Genomic DNA, 19,193 nt, shown 5'->3' on the forward strand with positions numbered 1-19,193 from the left:
CAGCGGGGATGTTCATTTCCTCTGCGATTTCCGGTAATGTCTTTGTTTGTTCTTGAACGTATTTTACTGCTTGTTTCTTAAAATCTTCATTATATCGTTGGCGTTGCTCTCCCATGGGCGGACACCCTCCTATTCGTTAAGTCTATTATTGGGGTCACTTAACGATGTGTCCACTTCTAATTCTAGCCCCATAACGGCTGCTCAGTCCGTTAGCACTATAAACAAAAAAGCTCCGAGCTAATCACTCGAAGCCTCCTCACCCACATTCATCCCTTCCCGAAATTAGCCAACAAACTATGCTTCAAAGTGATACTTTTTCTTCGCAATCCGTCCGATCACATTCACTAATCCGTACAAAACAATGGATAGAAGCGCCAACATCGCTATGCTCACCATGACCATGTTCATTTGGAAAACTTGACCGCCGTAGATAATTAAATAACCGAGCCCCGCTTTGGAGGACAGGAATTCTCCCATAATGACGCCGACAAGCGTCAAACCGACATTGACTTTTAACGTTGCAATCAAGTTAGGAATGCTTGCCGGCAGCAGCACCATCCGCAGCATCTGCGCCTTGGTTGCACCGAAGGATTCCATGAGTTTGAGCTTCGTTTTGCTAATTTCCTTAAACCCGCTCTCCACCATAATAATGGTGACGATGACCGATATCGCCATGGCCATCCCGTAAATCGAGTACTTATCTCCAAGCCAGATGTAAAAGATCGGCCCAAGCGCTACCTTCGGCAATGCATTCAATACTACGACGTACGGCTCCAATACTTTGGAAGCAAAGGTTGACCACCAGAACACAACGGCTACGAGTGTACCTAACAGCATGGACACGACTATCCCGATAAAAGTTTCAATTGCCGTAGTCCATGTGTGCTTGAACAGATCGCCATGGAAGGCAAGCTCTTGAAATGAATTGACAATTTGCGATGGTTTGCTCGTTAACATGGAGTCTACCCACTTCATATTAGCGGCGAGTTCCCAGAGCCCCAGGAACAGGATGAGTACCAACAGTTGGGTTAGGCGAACCGCCCACAGCTTGCGTTTTTGCACCCGCAGATATTTGGCATACTGAACGGATGTTGCCTTTTCCGGGATTCCCGGAACCAAGGCTATGGATTGCTCTTTTATCGCCTCCGAACCCATACTTGGCTCACTAACCGGCAGTGACGACATGTCCTTCCAACTCCCTCCAAATTTGATTAAAGTACTCATTGTAACCGGTCGCTTCTCGTTTGTTCCACGGAGTTAACGGTTCTCCCTTACCAAGTTCAATATCGTAAACCGATGAAATCGTGCTCGGCCGCTTGGACATAACCATGACCCGGTCTCCCATACTGATGGCCTCGGATATATCGTGAGTGACAAGCACGGCGGTCTTTCCTTGATCTTTGATGATCCTGAAAATTTCATCGTTCAGCGTGATCCGTGTTTGATAATCGAGAGCGGAAAACGGCTCATCCAGCAGCAAAATGTCCGGTTCCGTCACGAGCGTACGGATTAAGGCGACCCTTTGGCGCATTCCGCCTGAAAGCTGTGCCGGACTATGATGAGCAAAACCGCCCAACCCGTAACGGTCCAGCAGCTCCATGGCTTTCCGCCTGGCTTTCTGCAAATCCATCTTGCGTACCTCAGCGCCAACTAGCAAGTTACTCAAGATATCACGCCATTCAAACAAATGATCATGCTGCAGCATGTATCCCACCTTTGGCGAAGTGCCGATCACTTCCTGCCCATCAATCAACACACTGCCACTTGTTGGTCTATACATGCCGGAGATCAGAGAAAGCATCGTACTTTTGCCGCAGCCGCTTGGACCAACAATGCTAATAAACTCACCCGCTTGAATCGACATATTGATTTTGCGTATCGCCTCGGTCTCTTGCTTCAGAGTAAAATAACTGAGGCAAACATCCTTCAATTGGATTTGTGCCATCCGTCTATTCCGCCTTCCCGATTTTTTTCACAAAGCTCATATCCACTACGGCGTTGATATCCGTTACTTTCTGTTCCGGTTTCAGCACACCGTTATCGATCAACACCTTTTGCAGCGTGTCAAATTGCCCAGCATTCAGTTCCGGAACCGCCGGCCAAGTATCCTGCTTCATATAACGATCAACAGATTGAATAATGATATCTTTAGGCGTCCCATCAAAAAACGGCATTAATGCATTAGCGATATCGTCTGGAGATGCGGTTTGCATCCATGCTCGACCTTTGGCTACGGCATTGACGAATTTCTGGATAATGACAGGGTTTTTCTTTATGTAATCGGAGGTGGCCACATAAGATGTTTCAGGGAAAGCCCCAAAATCTTGTCCAACGGAAGCAACATAGTGAGCTTTACCTTCCTTCACCAAGCTGGACGCGATGGGCTCGAAGACTTGAATGTAATCCCCTTTGCCGCTTGTGAAAGCACCCGCCATGGCCGTCGAGGCGATATTCGTCACAACGTCCGTCTGAGCAACCTTTTCTTGCGTCAACTTCGTGTTCAGCACCATTTGCGGCGCACTGCCAGGCCTCCACCCAATCACTGACTTGCCTCCCAAGTCACTCCATTTGAAGTTATCAACCTTATTTCGCGAGAGTAAAAAAGAGCCGTCCTTCATCGTGAGCTGGTGAAAGATTTTAAGTGTTTTATCGCCTTTTTGGTTATAAATGTAGATGGCGGTCTCGGGTCCGACAAGCGAAATGTCGGCAATGCCGGCGATCAGTGCAGCCGCTCCTTTGTCCGAGCCTTGCGCGGTATTCATATCCACGTTCAGCCCTTCCTCTTTAAAAAATCCTTTTTCCATAGCAATGTAATGCGGCGCATAAAAAACAGAACGGATAACCTCAGAAAATTTGACGGTTTGCAGGGCTTCCTCCTTTTTCTTGTCCGCTGCAGCGGCGGGCACGGTTGTCGAAGATGTTGTCGAGCCACATCCGGTGGCAACTGTCAGGAGCATAGCGGCGAGTGAAATAATGGCGATTTTCTTCATTTTGAACATGAGCAATCATCCTTTCAAAAATGTTTATAGGAATTGTACAGCCTGGGGCTGTTTGGTCACCAAATGCGTCTCTGCCATTTCTTTCCCATAATCAACCATCACTTTGTGTCCTACATCCTTGAGGGGAACAGCGGTTATACGCTCTCTGAGCAAAAACACTTCGACATCGGGGAGCAGCATTTCTATGGCGTACGCGAGTGGAAGCCCATTCTCCATAAGCTCAACGGAATGCGAATTACCGACGATAAAATTAAGTCCGCGCCGTTTGGCTAGATCAACAAATGCATGATCCTCTCTTACCCGGCTGATGCTCGCGATAATCGTGTCGGTCTCGGGATACATTTGCAAGGCCATTTCCAGATTGCTCATGGAAAATCCGGTATGCGGGAAAAAGTGCAGAACATGCTCAACAGGACTATTCACCGTGCCGCTGAGCAGCTGTGCCGGATTTGCAAGCGTCGCTTCTTGCAGGGAGTGCTCTCCACGAATCGCCCGTTCGGCTTCAAGAATGTCATCATCCATCTCTCTGCCCATCAAATGATGGATACGTTCCAGGATGTCGCCCGCCGTCTTAATCCCTTCCAAGGCTATTCCCTTATGTAAAATGTTCCCCGGAACACCGCCGAAGGCAATGTCCGTCTTCAATTTGCGATGACCATGCAAGAATGTCATTCCGGGGTGCAGCCCGTGGAACGCTTCGTGCATTTCGATCAGCGCCAAGTTATATAAAGGCAAGTAATCCGAGAATGGCACTCCCCCTGAGCTGGCGGCGTCTGCTACGGGATGATGCACAACAATGAGGTCAAGCTTCATGGCCGAGGCCAGCTCGATCACCGATTCGGTCAGGGTCATGCCCACGCCGATTTTCTTGACCGGTTTCTTTTTATCACCAAAAATGAGACCAGGAATTTCAATGACACTTTTGCCCGGGATGTTCGAGGTTTTCATAACAACGTACGGATTCGTTCCCGCAGTAATCTCATTCCAATCCATCACCATCCTTCCTCTAGAAATGGTATTCAGTGCCTCAAGTACTTGTCCTACATCCGTTTGCTTTTGGATTTTCTTCATTTTCGCCCTTCCTTTCTCCTGCTGCTTTTTCTAACCTGGCAAATAACAAATAACCGCTACTTATGAGCATACGGACTTAAAGAATCCGATAGTGTCATTAGTAGCGGTCGTAAAGCTCTCCTATAATTGGAGCTCCTTAGCACCTGCATGAAAATAGGCTTGTGAAGAGCAGCACTATGGCATCTGATCTCTTGTTCACACAAGGATTCGACCCTTAATGCTTCCTCTTGTAAAACGCTTACACTGCCATCATAGCATAAATTTGCGGAAAATACTCTGGTAATTGCATATTGTATACAAAATTATTTTTCAAACGTTTATGTCAGTTAATATAACAACAAATAAGATTCATGTCAATGAAAATTTGAAGAATCTAGTTCATAGCACATTTTCGCGTCATATTATATAACACGATTATTCCAAGGGCTCTTTGAACAAAATCACGGTACCGGATAATTCCGTCTCAGGGTCGTAATCCTTCAGCACCAACTTGACCTCCAGGCCAAGCTTGCTCTCTATCTGCTGTTTGAGCATGCGCTTGTTAGCCTCCATAAGAAGTATGTCCACGCTAGCGGTTAAACTCCGATTCGAGCCGTCCAGTATTTTCAAAGCCGGTATACGCTTGTGCGTAGCAAAAATAAACACCTTGTCCCCGGAGATGTCAATCTTTTGCGATTTGATGCCGGTTCCGAATATTTCTTGGTTGATAGAATTATAGATTTTAATAATTTCCTGTTTCAATTCGCCGGGCGAGTATGAATGCTTCATCCAACCGCTCCCTACCATTTTTTCTCCCATTATATCACAAGGAACTTCGCGAGGATGAAGATTTCCGCCAAGCTTTTAGCGGAAGGGAACTGGCGTCCTCTATTTATAGGAAAACAAGCTATTTTCTCGCCGGAGGGGAACTACAGGCCCTTATTTGACCGCCATGGCGCGGTTTTCCGGTGAAATTGGGCAAGATAGTGGATCGTAGTTCCCACTGCAAATGGAAGAAGTCCCTTTTCAGAATTATAGCGGACTAGAGTTCCCTCAACCCATGCAAGAGCACTAACATCACCAAAAAAACCTCCCATTCACCTTCACTCGGAAGAAGAATAAGAGGTTTTAATGACACACACCTATCTCACAAGTACATATACTGGTACATATGACTATGCCTCCCTTTTGAGAAGGAAATATTGCAAAGGAGAACTTGTATGAAAATTTTTTTAACGCCTTTTACATTGGAAACGGCAACGGCCAAAGTCCGAAAAGCCGAAGATGACTGGAATACACGAAATCCTCAACTGGTTGCATTAGACTACACCGAAGATTGCCGCTGGCGGAACCGAGTCGAATTCCCTGTAGGAAGAGAAGAAATCATCGAGTTCCTTACGAGAAAGTGGAATAAAGAGTTGGACTATCGACTCATCAAGGAACTCTGGTCCTACAGCGGCAATCGGATCGCCGTACGTTTCGCCTATGAATGGCATGACGACGGCGGCCAATGGTACCGTTCTTACGGGAATGAGAATTGGGAATTTAACGCCAAGGGATTGAATCAACGCCGTTACGCTTCCATTAATGATATGCCGATTACCGAGGCTGAGCGGAAATATCACTGGCCATTGGGACGGCGCCCGGATAACTATCCGAGCCTCTCCGAGCTAGGTCTTTAATCTACTAGCGAACTAGGGCTGCTGCTGGCCAGAAAGTCGCCGGTCACTCGCATCCAGTCCTCAAGCGCAGCGGTTAGCCGTTCCTTCGGTTCAGCCCCGATCGCGTGAGTGGATAAATCCGTCGTTTCCCAAGGGTCCTCCATCAGATTAAATAGCTGGACGCGGTCCGTTCCTAATCCCGAAATGGGCGAGCGGTAGTAACGTATAAGCTTCCACTGCCCATCCATGGCCATGCGCTGCACATCTTTGTACACCGAACATACAACGTCTCGGATGGCACCCTCTTCCTCTGAGACGAGCGGGAGTAATGAAATGCCCTCCGTTTCTTTCGGAAGTTCCACATCGCAAATGGCAGCAACCGTCGGGAAAATATCGATATTACTTGAAAGTCCCGTGATCTGTCTGCCTTGCGGCAAGCCAACCCCAGACATAATGAGCGGAATTCGAACGCTATGTTCATGCAGGTTCTGTTTCCCCATTAGACCGTGCTGCCCAAGGGCTAACCCATGATCTGCGGTATACACAATAAGCGTGTTCTCATAGATGCCCTTCACTTTCAGAGCTTCCACGATACGCCCGATTTCCGAATCCATGTGAGTGATCATCGCATAATAGTCTGCGATATGCTGGCGAATTTCCTCCGCATCCCGAGGCAGGGCAGCCAACTTCTCATCGCGAACCAACATTTCTCCATTGTCAAAAGGGTGTTCCCGGCTAAAGTTAGAAGGCAGCGGAATATCGTCCCGATGATACATGGAAGCATAAGGTTCAGGCGCTGTTCGTGGATCATGAGGTGCCGTATACGCCACATACAGATAGAACGGGCTCTCATCATTATAGGCTTCAACAAACTGCACGGCTGCATCGGTAAATAATTGCGTCGAAAACGTTTCTTCAATATATTCCCGCTCCTTGGGATATTCCCCCGTTGGATCGAAGTCCTGGACAGGCACTTGGGTATGCGGGCTCATGCCGTAAAAAAACAGCTTGTCACCGCCATCAAAACTTCTCGCGAAACTCGCTTTGTCGTTATGCCATTTGCCGACCGCATGCGTATAGTATCCCGATTCCCGCAGCGATTGCGGCATTAATTTGATGTCGGGACGAATGCCTGAAGAGTGCTCACATTTGTGCAGTTCCTGCCCCACCATGGTGTGAAAAATGGATTTCCCCGTATTAACGCACGCCCGGCTTGGGGCACAGACAGCGCCCGTTAATCCGCCGAAAATATGCGTATTCCTGAACGAGACGCCGTTATTCACTAATCCATCCAATATGGGAGTCTGTATAACCGTATTACAGAAAGCACCTATTGCCTCGTCGCGATGATCGTCTGAAATAAGAAAAACGACATTCGGTCTTTTAGCCTGCATGATGTAGCACCAGCCTTCCCCAAATTTGATTTCCTTCAACTTTCTAAGGGAGATCCCGCATGCGCTTAAATATTTTCAAGGCACCGTCCATCCCGGTTCTCCGCGCTTTTTCCCGCTCTACACCTGCCTGTTCAAGGATTGTAGCATACAGATCGCATGGGCCAACAAAGTGATTTTCTTCACGATGCACGCTATTTCCTGCCGACTTTACAAATAAAGGAATACGGCAAGTTTCCTCATACATGAAAAAGGCTCTATCGCTTAATCCGCCATGAATGCCTAGTGATTCGCCAGGAAAATTCTTCTCTTACTGAGTCAATATAAGCAATGATTTGCCCACATTTTGCAAAGAAAACGGTTTCATCATCCCCCAAGATAAAGAGAAGATTCATATAGATTCATATCGCGCAGCATCGAAGGAGCTCTTTTACCCATGACCACTCCAAAAAAACTGGGCCTATTTGCCATTACGTGGCCTTTATTTATTGAATCATCCTTACAGGTGTTTATGCGAACTTCGGATACGTTCATTGTGAGTCATATTTCGGATGAAGCCGTTGCAGCGGTTGGCGTCAGCAATCAGCTCATTATTTTTTTATTTTTGCTGCTGCAAGTCATCTCAACCGGCTCCGCCATCGTTATTTCACAATGTTTGGGCGCGAATAAAAGCAGAGAAGTCAAGAAGTTTGCCGCTGGAGCCATCGCGCTTAATTTCCTGTTCGGCTTTCTGGTCAGCCTGTGTATCGTATGCTTCAGTAAACAGCTGCTGCAGCCCTTCGGGTTGGAGCCAGCTGCACTGGAGCAGGCCCGCATATACTTCTCAATCGTGGGCGGCTCTTTATTTATTCAGGCCGTTAATCTGACTATTGCATCCATCACGCAGGTGCATGGGTATACAAGATATACAATGGCGGTCAGCTTAGGTGTTAACCTGGTCAATTTGACCGGCAGTATTTTATTTGTTTTCGGTCCTTTCGGCTTTCCCAAACTCGGCGTGCCGGGTGTCGCGATCTCGGCAATCGTCAGCCAATTCATTGGACTCATGGTGTACAGCATCATTTTAAAGAAAATCGTTCGATTGAACTTATCCTTCAGCAGCTTCTACAAAGCTAGATTCGCAGATCTGAAAAAGATATTGTCCATCGGGATTCCGACAGCCGGGGGCTCCCTCGTCTATTCGATCAGCCAGCTGATGACGACCTATTTTATCACACAGCTTGGCGCTGAAATGCTTTCCACCCGGATTTATACCCAAAATATTATGACGTTCATTATGGTGCTGGCTATTTCCCTTGGACGGGGAACTCAAATTATTATCGGTCGACTGGTAGGCGCCGGGGAAAAAGAAGAGGCTTACAGGCAGTTGTTTCGCAGCTTGCTGCTCAGCCTACTGCTTTCACTTGCCGCGGTCACATTAACCGTTTTGTTCAGAAAACAGTTGATCGGTATGTTTACGGATAACGTCGAAATCATTACACTGGGAGCATTTTTACTGACGTTTGGTTTCCTTCTGGAGCCTATACGATGTCTGAACATTGTGATAGGTGAAGCCCTCCGGGCTGCCGGTGATGCGCGATTCATCCTTCTTATTGGCGTGGGTGTCATCATGGGACTGTGCGTCCCGTTAACCTATTGGGTAGGCATTCGTCTAGGGTACGGACTCGTTGGGATGTGGGGTGTGTTCATCATGGACGAAGGCGTGCGGGGATTGCTCTTATTATTCCGTTGGAAAAGTAGGGCCTGGGAGAACAAAGTGTTGGTTACCAGGGAGGAAGCAGGCTAGATTGAGCAATCTAGCCTTTATAAATCTTGTGATAGCCGTATCATATCGATGACTTGTATCCCATTTTCAATCATTTCCTCCTCATAATGTCTAATAAAAAAGTCTTTATCTATCCCCGTTATTCTAAAGCCGCATTTCTGATAAAGGGCCAGCTGCCCAACACTGGAATTTCCGGTGCCTACCTCCATAGTTTTAAATCCAAGTCCTGTGGAAACTTGTATGGCATGCTTCACCAGCTGTTTTCCGTAACCTTTGCCTTGGTGTCCTTCATCAACGGCAATATTAACTAATTCTACGGTATCGGGTCTTGTTGGCAGCAACACATAGACACCTACGATTTGCTCATTCAATGTACCAATAAAGCATTGTCCTCTTTGAAGATAGCCTTCTACAAGCTTCTGTGAGGGATCCGCTAACAATAGCAGCTCTAATGGCGGTTGTTCATTCGTTTTTAACTCTCGTATTTGCATGTTTATTACGCCTCGATTCTTATGATTTTCTCAAATCCAAGCAAATGGTTTAGGAGAACTGCTTGTAGGCTGAGCACGTTCCAATTCTTCAGCGATAATGCGGATGCCCTCTTCCATATCCTGCTCATCCGTTCGTATGATGCTAAGTCGCAGCAAGTTCATTTTGGGAAAAGAAGAAAGGAACTGCTGATCGGATGGCACCACATCAACTCCCCGAATCTCCAACCGCTTAACCATTTCTTCCGTATTAGGGCCTGGAAGGCGTATTGACGCGAAAAGCCCTCCGCTGGATTGTACGGAATATAAGGACTCACGTGGCAATAATCGCTTTGAAATTTCCCCTAATGTTTTTATGCGATGATTGTACAAGGCTTTCATTTGCTTGGCATGATGAGCATACATCCCGGACTTCATGTAAATCTCCAGTACACCTTGAGATAAAACAGAGGTGCTCAGATCCGCCGTTTGTTTATGCAAGTGGAGCAAAGGAATTAATGAATCCGGCACTGCCGCCGCCGCAAGCCTTAAACCAGGCAGCATCACTTTGGAAAAGCTTCGAAGATAAATCACATGACTGGCGCCATGATAAGCGCGAATAGGATCTGCTTTCGAGTTTGTTTCCAAATCAGCAAGATAGTCATCCTCAACGATATAAACGTCGTAAGTTTTCGCAAGTTCTGCTAGTCTCTGCTTCTCTTCCTGTGTATAAGAAGTGCCTAACGGATTATGAAATCGCGGAATGGTATAAAAGAACTTAATCATATTGCTTTGAAAATGGCGTTCCAAAGCTGCCCAGTCAATCCCGTCAGGCGTTCTTTCGATGCCGATCACCGTTTGTTTTTGGGCTCTTAATGCAGCGAGCATCCCCCAATAGGTTGGTTGCTCCACCAAAATATTCGTTTTTCCATTAGGGAAAGGCATCCCGGATAGAAGATGAAGTGCTTGCTGCGCGCCTGAGAATACAAAGATTTGCTGTTCGGAAGCGAATACTTGCTGCTGTTGAAACAGTTTCACAATCTCTTGGCGAAGCGAAAGTAAACCTTGCGAATCGGGATAGGTGAAAATGGAATCTTCAAATAGATCCATGGCTTTGTTCATGCATTGACGGAAGTCACTTTGTGAGATCGACGATGGATCTGGAGCAGCGGATGCAAAATCGATTCGTTTCATTTGAATCAAAGGAAGCAGCACTTCTTGCGCAACAACGAAATAACCGCTCTTCGGCCGGGAATAAATCAGATTTTTAGTTTCCAGTTCCTGATACACATTAATGATTGTGTTAAGGCTGCAATCGTATTTCTCGCTTTGTTTCCGAATCGATGGCAGTCTTTGACCGGGTTTAAGGAGACCACCCATGATGTCAGAGCGAATACTCTGTATGATTGATTCCTTTTTACTCGTCATCCATACACCTCCAACTAAAAATCTGTACCCATACAAACCACAATAAACTCAGTATACGCCATTTACTGTACCTATTATAATACAAATCACCAACCAAAGATCTATTCGAGGTGATTCAAATGAACAAAACGACAAATGGCTGGTTTAGCGGAATGTTAGGGGTACTTGTTTTCAGTGGATCTCTACCGGCAACACGATTGGCTGTCATGGATTTTCACCCCTTGTTTCTCACCGTATGCCGAGCCGCTATAGCTGGTGTGCTGGCAGGTGTGTTACTCCTCATCTTCAAGCAGCAACGGCCTATCAAAAGTGACATTGTTCCTCTATTGGTAATAGCACTCTGTGTGGTTGTAGGGTTTCCTCTGCTCACTGCCTTAGCCCTCCAATATGTCACGGCCTCGCATGCGATTATTTACGTGGGGCTTCTGCCACTAGCGACAGCAATCTTCGGTGTATGGCGAGGTGGTGAACGTCCACGACCGATCTTTTGGATACTATCGGTTTTGGGCAGCTCCCTTGTCGTAGGATTCGCTTTAACAAATGGAGCTGCATCTTCACTTATTGGTGATGGGCTCATGCTGGCATCTATTATCGCGTGTGGTTACGGTTATGCGGAAGGAGCTAGACTCTCACGGAGATTAGGGGGCTGGCAGGTGATCTCTTGGGCGCTTATCCTGTCGCTGCCCGTTATGGCACTGCTTTCGTTTTATTACAGACCGGATTCTTGGTCTAGTACGAGTGTTACGTCGCTCTTGAGCCTTGCTTATGTCTCTTTATTCAGCATGCTCATCGGTTTCGTTTTTTGGTATCGTGGTCTTGCGCTAGGAGGAATTGCAGCCGTCGGGCAGTTGCAACTCCTTCAGCCTTTCTTTGGTCTTGTATTATCCGCTTTATTATTGCACGAAACCATTGGATGGCCCATCTTTATTGTCAATATGGGGGTTGTGTTGTGCGTGGCGTTAGCTCGGCGATTTGCGGCGAAACACTAACAAATTCAACGCTACCAGACAGACCCTTATTTACTAAATAATTGAGGGTAAACCGCACTTACACCACCGGATAAATTCTGCAGTACTTTGCGGCTTGTTTCGTCTGCCACAATTTCGAAGCTGTCGGTTTCAATCCCGTCGATGGCAATTCGGGCAATTTCAGCTGGATTCACTTTTGGCGCTTGAATGTTTGCCGTCATATCCGTATCCATAAATCCTACATGTAAGCCAGAAACACGAATATTTTTAGGTCCTAGAGCCAATCGGAACGAGTTTGTTAAACTCCATTGTGCTGATTTTGCCGCTGAATACGCACCATAACCGCTGGAGCTGAACCAGGATAGAACAGATAAAATATTCAGGATCGTTCCCCCGCCGTTTGTCTCAAGAATCGGAGCAAAAGCGCGTATCATCGAGAGTGTGCCAAAGTAATGCGTATTCATTTCCAAATGAATTTTTTCCATATCCCCGTCTAGTAGCGCCGCGCCAGTACTCGATCCCGCATTATTGATTAGCAAAGTTACATCGTTAGCCGCCTCTGCCGCCGCAGCAACCGACTTCTCGTCGATAATGTCGAGTTTCAGTGGAATCACTCCCGGAAGATCAATGGATTCAGGTATTCTGGCGCCCGCATAAACTTTTGCTCCCCTGGAGAGAAGCTCATTTGCAAGATGACGCCCTAGACCACGGTTAGCTCCTGTTACAAGAGCAATTTGTTTTGAAATGTTCATTGTCTCATCTCCTGTTATTTATGATTTTTTCTTTCTATATTGTGCCAATATATTTTGAAATTATCTTTTTTTCATTAATCTCTCGTTACTTCAATGGAAAACGGCAGCCATGACCGGCTGCCGTCTCGTTAAACAAACTGTTGTGTTGAACTAACATTCTTACTAATGATTAACGTTAATATAAAGATGATTCATTTTCATCAAGATGGCTTTAACCTCAAAAAATCCTCACCGTTTTGGTGAAGATTTTTTGAGGTTAAAGCCATTAACACGCTTAATGATATATGGTAATCTCCGCTACTATGCCCCCATTCGGTGGTTGTAAGCGTCTTCGGCAACCGCCCGCAGTAGTTTGTAGAACGGATTTTCCAAGGCAATTTTCCACTGATGCATATAGATCAGCATCTGATTGATGACCGTATCAAATTCAATGACTGTATTGTCCATTCCTTTATTAACCAAAGATTCGGCCTTCTGTTTCTCCTGTGCCGTTATTTTATTACTTTGGAAAAAGTTTGTAATGTATCGCTGCACACCCCCTGGGCCTCCTTTGCGAGGATATTCTAGCTTCATGTTGAGCAGAGATAGCTGCTCTTGTGAGAATTCCCCCGAGTCGAGGGTGCTGATCAGCGTGTCCAGATGCTGGTGGCGCTTATTCACAAGCTGCATCACCTCGTCCTCACTCGTACTCGGATCGAAGGCGAAGAACAACGGCGTGTTGTCGAACTTCTCTGAGATAGATACATGCGTAAATTCATGGGTAAGCGACCCTAGCCGCTCCGCCGAGCCGCCCGGCGCATTGAGACCGTGATTGACCACATACTTCTCCTGCACCCCTTGTTTCTTCTCCTTATCATTCGTAAAGCGTGCTCCCGGGTTCAACGCGTTCATTTTGATTTCACCCTTATTGCCCAAGACCTCGGCCAGCACCTGCTTCGTAATATTGGGCGTATCCGAATCGTCGGCTATAGCCTTCAATTGGTCGGCCTCGTGCTGCAGTATCTCTTCGATGGCTCCGGGAGTCACTCTTAGCTCCACGATAATTTTATCAAACATCGGACCAAATACGATGCGGCCCAGACCTGGCACATCGTTCTTCACAAGCAGCCATTTATCCTGAGCTTCGACCATATTGTAAAACTTCTGCGTTCCCGACTCACCTTCAGCCTGTGCGATCAACTCGATGACGCTCTTTTCTGCAATCGCCTGCCGCTTCAGCTCATTCACCCCAGGAACCAAATCCTTTTTCGGATGATTATCTAGATATGTATTGCATTCCGTTATGATTTTCTCCAGTTGCGTGTTTCGTTGAGCGTAATCATTCTCAGCCACCTTATGATAATCAGCGAGTGCGCTATCGACACTTTTAATTTTGTTCATCAGTCTTAACATGACCGGTGTCCTCTTCTTGAAGCTCTCGTTGTCCTCCAAACGTTGGACTACGGGACCTGCTGAGGATTCCTGTCCGGGATGTTCCTTTATCCTGGGAAAGGTCTGTTCCACCATCCGCTGTACTGCCCGATTGCCTAACGTTTGATGCGCAGTTTGAAGTTTCTGATAAGCGGCACCTCCCCCGTTCACACTCGATTGCGGACGATTAGCGCCGTATGCCTCTTGCAACGCCGGTGCTTTATGCCCCCGCCTTATATCCGTTTTCATCTATCCGTCCCTCCTGTTATTCAACAAAGCCTCCACAACCCTAATCCTTGGTTCAATACTATCCCAACGGTTCATACAATGGCAAAGAATCATTTCCAAATCGTTTTCATTCTGCTCCTCTTCAGTGTTGCGATGCAGAATATTCATTAACCAACTAGTTAGATTCCTGAGATGGTGACGATAAGAGTAAAACCGTAATAAGTCAGGATTAATCGTCACAATTTTGCCTGTATGCTTTTCGTACGTTGAGAAAAAAACACCGAATTCCTCACCTATATAGCCAACCAAATCATATTCTGGAGGCGCAATCATCGCTGATTCCCAATCTATAAAATACAACCCATTCTCACAACGAATCAAATTACCTCCCCAAATATCACCGTGGCACAGTACTTTCTCTTTTGTATCAGCTAGGGCTATGCCACGAAGCTTACGCACGAGATTCAACAAGGCAAAAACTTGTTCTTTCTTTGCCAAAACATGCTCTCTTAGGGTCTGTTTAATAGAATTGCTAAATGTTTTGGTATTCTCAAGCAGCGAAATACACTTCTCAAGGTCAGACTCAAACGAAATATCAAATGTTTCTGTCAACAATGCAGTCTTTTCTATAAAAGGGGTAATTTTCTGAATTAGTGCCACTGATTTAGCAATGGTTTCAAGAATCTCCTTTGAAAACGGATAGGCTTCCGCCAATGTCTCCCCTTCAATAAAATTAAACAATACTACAGTGATATCAGTGAAAGTTGTTTTAAAACCACCATTCTGATTCTTAATTGGATATGTAATGTTCCGAAAAAGTCCTTGATGATACATTTGCCAAGTTAATGGTAAGTAGTATTGAAGTCTCTCAGTATTACTTCTTTGTCTGTCATTTTGATGGTCATATAATTTCAGATAGTATCGTTCCCCGTTTGTGCAATTCAACAAATAAGAGTAAGCTGAATCCCCCAGGGGTATGAAGTTAACGCTTTCAACTTGTATCCCATATTCTTTATCAAGCTTTGTTACAAGATCACTATCTTCGATTCGATATTTAACTTTCAAACGCTTTCCCCTCTCCCTTAGTCAAAATCCACTTTCCGAGAGCTACCGTTAGGTTACAGATGCTATTATTAGTCGGCGGATTGCTTGTACATGATGATAAATACTTGTTTGATAAAATCCCTCTCTTCCATGGATAGCGTGTAAATCTGCGGCTTCTTTTCGCTGGGAAGCGAGTTGAAGTTAAGCCAGGCCTGTTCCATTCCTTTAAGGATATCTGGGTCTCCCTGCGATCGACGTGCGTTTAGTTCCGTTAAGGAACGTGCCAGATTCTGGGCTTCCAGGCTACCTGGATCGGCATCTGCTGCCACAAGCCGTTTGAGCTCTGCTCGAAATAGGGTATATTGGAGGTGCGATTCTTCGATGAACTCCTGGTCTGCAAGCTTTTTTAACGCCTCTTGTGAATATGAATTTATAGCCAGATTACGCATCGTCTTCCGTTCATCAGGGGTCAAATATTTATTAACCCATTCCGGTTTCAATTCCATTTGCATAACCTCCATTAGTTCGACGATTGAATGATAGTCGACCACGCCGTCCTTCTCCATCTTCTCCGTTTCTCCGATTATAGAAAGGATGGAATCGAGCTGCGCGCGTTTTTCCAGCAGCATCTCTTTTTGTGTTTGTAAAGCGGGCAAAATTTGCTGTGGACCTTTTTTAATCAGGATTTTGATTTGGCTTAAAGTGAAACCGAGAAACTTCAGAGCCAGAATGTGTTGCATCTTGAGCAGATCTTCGTTAGAGTACAATCGATATCCAGCTTGTGTATGCTCCGAAGGGGAAAGAACGCCCATCTTATCGTAATATTGAAGAGTACGAATAGTTACAGATGTTTTTTTTGCAAATTCGCTCGTATGGTAATATTGTTGACCCAAGTCACACTCTCCTCTCTCCATTAATTTAAAGTATGACGTTGCGTCTTACTCAAGCTTTTCTTATAAATTTTACCTAAATGAATGTATTTTATGTTGTAGTCACCCAATATAAAATGAAAAAGCCGCATCACCTGCGACTTTTCATGTAATCATGTTCCTCTTTTGCCCCACTCACACTACTGTTGCAAAGAAAAGATTTTGCGTACTTTCTCATTCCTCAACCAAAGACCTCCCCAAACCAACACTGCCAGATATACGGGAAACAGAATCGTGGAGAAAAGCGGGGCGTCTAGACGAACCTGAGTTGCCATTACGCCTCCAAAATAACCGGTCAACAGTATAGCACCCAAGATCGTTGTACGTGGCACTATATAAAGAACGGTTGAAAGAAGTCCGAGTATGCCCATCACATAAATATGATGCTCCTGGAAACCAAGTGAATTGACAGAATCAACAACAAATGAAGGTTTAAATAATTTCATGATACTGTCAAGCAGCATAAATAAAATGGCTATTCCACTCATCACTCTCGCCGTCCATAGTCGTCCTTTAGAAATTGCTTTTGTCATTGTCCATTTCTCCTTTAACTGATTCACTAAGATTTGTCCTTCTAAATAGTACGACGAATGAACCATGGTGAAATCGACATAGGGAAAATTTTTTCTATAAAATCCCCATGCAAATGCAGCCATGTCCCTGCCCTGTACTCTCTTGTACCGATACCGCGGCGGAACAATAATTTGTCATGGTTTTAGCGGTATAACGTCTTATCCCAACTTACTGAGTATTTCTAGCCCATCTTTGAAAACTATTCTGTTTGTTCCATTCCAATCATTCTCCAGGCCATACAAAATAAAATGCTTTACTATTCCTGTGTAATGTAAATTGAAATTTTCAATATTACCTGTCTCTATCTCTCTTAAAGGAGAACCAACTAAAAGAGGGCTCCCCGTAACTAGGTCGTCCCAAGTACGAAAATGGAATGAACATTAATTTTCCTCCTATTTAAAAAATGGAGTGTCGTTAATATCTTAACACATATTGGAAGTATCCTACTCCATCTGATTTTGATGAGGATAAAAAAACCAAAATTCATAGAAATAAGGGGCCGCAGCCTCGGCCAAGTCTACCCGCCGACTTGCCAAGCTTCACACGGCGGCAAATAGAGCAACCTGAGGGCACTATTTGTGCCCTCAACTGTTTAGCCTGGTTTTTCGGGGAACTACTGGCCCTTATTTCTATGTATTTGGCGGAATATTAGCCCAATCCTTAAAAATAAGGGACCTCAGTTCCCCTTCGGCGCAGTAATGGGCCTATTTCTCAGAAATAGCGCCCTGTAGTTCCCCACAGCCGGGCCGCAGCCTCGGCCAAGCCTACCCGCCGACTTGCCAAGCTGCACGCGGCGGCAATTAGCGGAACCTGAGGGCACTATTTGCGCCCTCAGCTGTTTAGCCCGGCTTCTCGGGGAACTACTGGCCCTACCTTCAGGCATAATAAAAAAAGCCGCATCAAATGCGACTTTTCATCTAACCACGATATCTTTTTTTTAAAACTACCTTCTCCGCTCTACTGAACGAGAAGCGGCATCCTATGATTTGATTTGAACAATCATTTCAATTTCCACTGGCGTGTTAAAAGGTAAATCGGATGTGCCAATGGCCGATCTGGCATGTTTGCCATTTTCACCAAAAACAGACTCAAGCAGCTCCGAAGCTCCATTTATGACATACGGCTGATCCTCGAAGCCACTCGCACTGTTAACAAAGGCTAATAGCTTCACTACTTTCTCCACCCGATCCAAATCACCCAGATGCGCTTGCAATACACCTAGCAGGTTAATCATCGTTTGCCTTGCTGCTAATTGTCCCTGTTCAATCGTCAGATCTTTTCCTAGCTTCCCTTCAAAAATAAGCTTACCATTCATGCGGCAATCATTACCTGATGTATAGACCAGATTGTTAACTGTTACAGCTGGCACATATTTTGCTACGGGTACACCTGGAACTGGCAACTCAATACCTAATTCTTTTAATCTGCTCGAAATTACACTCATCGTTGTCCTCCGTTAATTTCCGTATATTTGATAAACACTAACTTCTTACCGACAGAAAAGCCAAGTTGTGGAAAATGGAGCGAATCCTTTTGATAGCCGTGCTGGTACGTTTAGGATGAACGCGATTTGTCAAAAGTACAGCAAACACATCATCTTCCGGATCCATCCATATGCTGGTTCCCGTGAAACCGGTATGCCCATAGGAGGACATGGAGAACAAGTCACCCGCAGGAGAATCATGCCTATCCTTCGCCTGCCATCCAAGCCCTCTGGCCAGTTTTAAAGAAGATGTCTGATTGTTTGTCATCAGACGAACCGTCTCTGGCTGTAAGAAACGGCCTTTTGCAGTTTCTCCTAACCGAAGCATCGCTTGGCAAAGCTGACTCATATCCTCGGCAGTGCTGAACAATCCCGCATGACCAGCCATTCCTCCCATCACGACTGCATTCTCGTCATGAACTTCTCCAATCACGGTAGTGCCACGCCACTCACAATATTCAGTTGCGGCAATACGCGGGTGCAACTGTGCGCCTGGATTAAACAGGGTTTGACTCATCCCAATCGGCTCTAATACCAGCTGCTTAAGCACGACATCCAGACTGTCACCAGCAATTGCTTCTATGATTTCCCCCAATATCATGTAACCCTGTGAGGAATATTCAACATCGGTGTCAGGCGCAAATCGCAGCGGAAGATTTCTCACTGCAGCCAATAGCTCCTCTTTCGTAGGCGATGTCTGATATAAGGGCTGCTGTCCAGGTATCCCGCTTGTATGCGCGAGTAGTTGACGGAGCGTCAGGTTGGCCTTATCCGTATCTTTGTAGTGGGGCAAAAAATGAGCAATCACATCATCCAAATAACATTCACCGTGCTCTAGCATAACCATCAATGGTAATACAGCGATGGGCTTGGTCACAGAAGCCAGATCCCATATACTATCCGGTTGCACCGATGGTCCGTCCCAATAGAGCGTTCCTACCGCCCCCTGCTCCGTAATTCCATCTGAATTTCCAATGGCATAAGCCGCACCGGAGAATGCTTTCTCATTACGAGCCTGCTGCAAAAACTCAGTTATTCTGCTCAT

At 45.7% G+C, this 19,193-nt stretch carries 19 protein-coding genes; 3 read left to right on the forward strand and 16 right to left on the reverse strand.

Translation table 11 applies throughout. From position 1 onward, the window contains the following. Positions 1 to 294: 294 nt before the first annotated feature. The 5 genes from RQP52_RS11370 to RQP52_RS11390 all read right to left on the reverse strand — a co-directional run bounded on the left by RQP52_RS11370 (position 295) and on the right by RQP52_RS11390 (position 4,838). Positions 295 to 1,185, reverse strand: coding sequence for an ABC transporter permease (locus tag RQP52_RS11370; RefSeq protein ID WP_315951523.1), 891 nt, complete (start codon positions 1,183 to 1,185; stop codon positions 295 to 297). Continuing rightward, positions 1,166 to 1,945 (reverse strand): ABC transporter ATP-binding protein, encoded by a 780-nt coding sequence (locus tag RQP52_RS11375; RefSeq protein WP_315951524.1) that lies wholly within the window; start codon positions 1,943 to 1,945, stop codon positions 1,166 to 1,168. The genes RQP52_RS11370 and RQP52_RS11375 overlap by 20 nt, the downstream gene beginning before the upstream one ends. A 4-nt stretch (positions 1,946 to 1,949) precedes the next feature. Beyond that, positions 1,950 to 2,999 (reverse strand): ABC transporter substrate-binding protein, encoded by a 1,050-nt coding sequence (locus RQP52_RS11380; RefSeq protein ID WP_315951525.1) that lies wholly within the window; start codon positions 2,997 to 2,999, stop codon positions 1,950 to 1,952. Positions 3,000 to 3,023: 24 nt separating this feature from the next. Next, on the reverse strand, positions 3,024 to 4,070 hold the full coding sequence (locus RQP52_RS11385) for a Nif3-like dinuclear metal center hexameric protein (protein ID WP_315951526.1): 1,047 nt from the start codon (positions 4,068 to 4,070) through the stop codon (positions 3,024 to 3,026). A 414-nt stretch (positions 4,071 to 4,484) separates the two neighbouring features. Continuing rightward, complete coding sequence (locus RQP52_RS11390; protein ID WP_315951527.1) at positions 4,485 to 4,838, reverse strand: Na-translocating system protein MpsC family protein; 354 nt, start codon at positions 4,836 to 4,838, stop codon at positions 4,485 to 4,487. A gap of 431 nt (positions 4,839 to 5,269) precedes the next feature. Here RQP52_RS11390 and RQP52_RS11395 point away from each other — a divergent pair, with 431 nt between their 5' ends. Continuing rightward, positions 5,270 to 5,731, forward strand: coding sequence for a nuclear transport factor 2 family protein (locus RQP52_RS11395; RefSeq protein WP_315951528.1), 462 nt, complete (start codon positions 5,270 to 5,272; stop codon positions 5,729 to 5,731). On the opposite strand, the gene RQP52_RS11400 is transcribed toward RQP52_RS11395, so the two are convergent. Further along, positions 5,728 to 7,104 carry a sulfatase-like hydrolase/transferase gene (locus RQP52_RS11400; RefSeq protein WP_315951530.1) on the reverse strand — a complete coding sequence of 459 codons (1,377 nt, stop codon included), beginning with the start codon at positions 7,102 to 7,104 and terminating at the stop codon, positions 5,728 to 5,730. The two genes, RQP52_RS11395 and RQP52_RS11400, sit on opposite strands and share 4 nt — an antisense overlap. A gap of 43 nt (positions 7,105 to 7,147) precedes the next feature. Further along, positions 7,148 to 7,348 carry a hypothetical protein gene (locus RQP52_RS11405; RefSeq protein WP_315951531.1) on the reverse strand — a complete coding sequence of 67 codons (201 nt, stop codon included), beginning with the start codon at positions 7,346 to 7,348 and terminating at the stop codon, positions 7,148 to 7,150. A 189-nt stretch (positions 7,349 to 7,537) separates the two neighbouring features. On the opposite strand from RQP52_RS11405, the gene RQP52_RS11410 reads away from it, so the two are divergent. Next, positions 7,538 to 8,887, forward strand: coding sequence for an MATE family efflux transporter (locus RQP52_RS11410; protein WP_315951533.1), 1,350 nt, complete (start codon positions 7,538 to 7,540; stop codon positions 8,885 to 8,887). A gap of 17 nt (positions 8,888 to 8,904) precedes the next feature. On the opposite strand, the gene RQP52_RS11415 is transcribed toward RQP52_RS11410, so the two are convergent. Then, on the reverse strand, positions 8,905 to 9,357 hold the full coding sequence (locus RQP52_RS11415; RefSeq protein ID WP_315951536.1) for a GNAT family N-acetyltransferase: 453 nt from the start codon (positions 9,355 to 9,357) through the stop codon (positions 8,905 to 8,907). Between the two features lie 30 nt (positions 9,358 to 9,387). Continuing rightward, on the reverse strand, positions 9,388 to 10,761 hold the full coding sequence (locus tag RQP52_RS11420) for an aminotransferase-like domain-containing protein (RefSeq protein WP_315951537.1): 1,374 nt from the start codon (positions 10,759 to 10,761) through the stop codon (positions 9,388 to 9,390). 119 nt (positions 10,762 to 10,880) lie between these two features. Here RQP52_RS11420 and RQP52_RS11425 point away from each other — a divergent pair, with 119 nt between their 5' ends. Further along, positions 10,881 to 11,750, forward strand: coding sequence for a DMT family transporter (locus tag RQP52_RS11425; protein ID WP_315951539.1), 870 nt, complete (start codon positions 10,881 to 10,883; stop codon positions 11,748 to 11,750). A 26-nt stretch (positions 11,751 to 11,776) separates the two neighbouring features. Here the strand turns inward: RQP52_RS11425 and RQP52_RS11430 are convergent, their stop codons facing one another. The 7 genes from RQP52_RS11430 to RQP52_RS11460 all read right to left on the reverse strand — a co-directional run bounded on the left by RQP52_RS11430 (position 11,777) and on the right by RQP52_RS11460 (position 19,193). Next, positions 11,777 to 12,481, reverse strand: a complete 705-nt coding sequence (locus RQP52_RS11430) for an SDR family oxidoreductase (protein WP_315951541.1) — start codon at positions 12,479 to 12,481, stop codon at positions 11,777 to 11,779. Between the two features lie 300 nt (positions 12,482 to 12,781). Next, positions 12,782 to 14,140, reverse strand: coding sequence for a hypothetical protein (locus tag RQP52_RS11435; RefSeq protein ID WP_315951543.1), 1,359 nt, complete (start codon positions 14,138 to 14,140; stop codon positions 12,782 to 12,784). Then, on the reverse strand, positions 14,141 to 15,184 hold the full coding sequence (locus RQP52_RS11440; RefSeq protein ID WP_315951545.1) for a phosphotransferase: 1,044 nt from the start codon (positions 15,182 to 15,184) through the stop codon (positions 14,141 to 14,143). It lies immediately after the preceding gene. 68 nt (positions 15,185 to 15,252) lie between these two features. After that, positions 15,253 to 16,056, reverse strand: coding sequence for a MerR family transcriptional regulator (locus RQP52_RS11445; RefSeq protein ID WP_315951547.1), 804 nt, complete (start codon positions 16,054 to 16,056; stop codon positions 15,253 to 15,255). Positions 16,057 to 16,232: 176 nt separating this feature from the next. Continuing rightward, complete coding sequence (locus tag RQP52_RS11450) at positions 16,233 to 16,625, reverse strand: DoxX family protein (protein ID WP_315951548.1); 393 nt, start codon at positions 16,623 to 16,625, stop codon at positions 16,233 to 16,235. Positions 16,626 to 17,644: 1,019 nt separating this feature from the next. Beyond that, positions 17,645 to 18,109, reverse strand: a complete 465-nt coding sequence (locus tag RQP52_RS11455) for a RidA family protein (protein ID WP_315951550.1) — start codon at positions 18,107 to 18,109, stop codon at positions 17,645 to 17,647. A gap of 37 nt (positions 18,110 to 18,146) precedes the next feature. Beyond that, positions 18,147 to 19,193, reverse strand: a complete 1,047-nt coding sequence (locus RQP52_RS11460) for a serine hydrolase domain-containing protein (protein WP_315951552.1) — start codon at positions 19,191 to 19,193, stop codon at positions 18,147 to 18,149.

This window comes from Paenibacillus violae (assembly GCF_032461945.1).
In the GTDB taxonomy this organism is placed as follows: Bacteria; Bacillota; Bacilli; order Paenibacillales; family NBRC-103111; genus Paenibacillus_E; species Paenibacillus_E violae.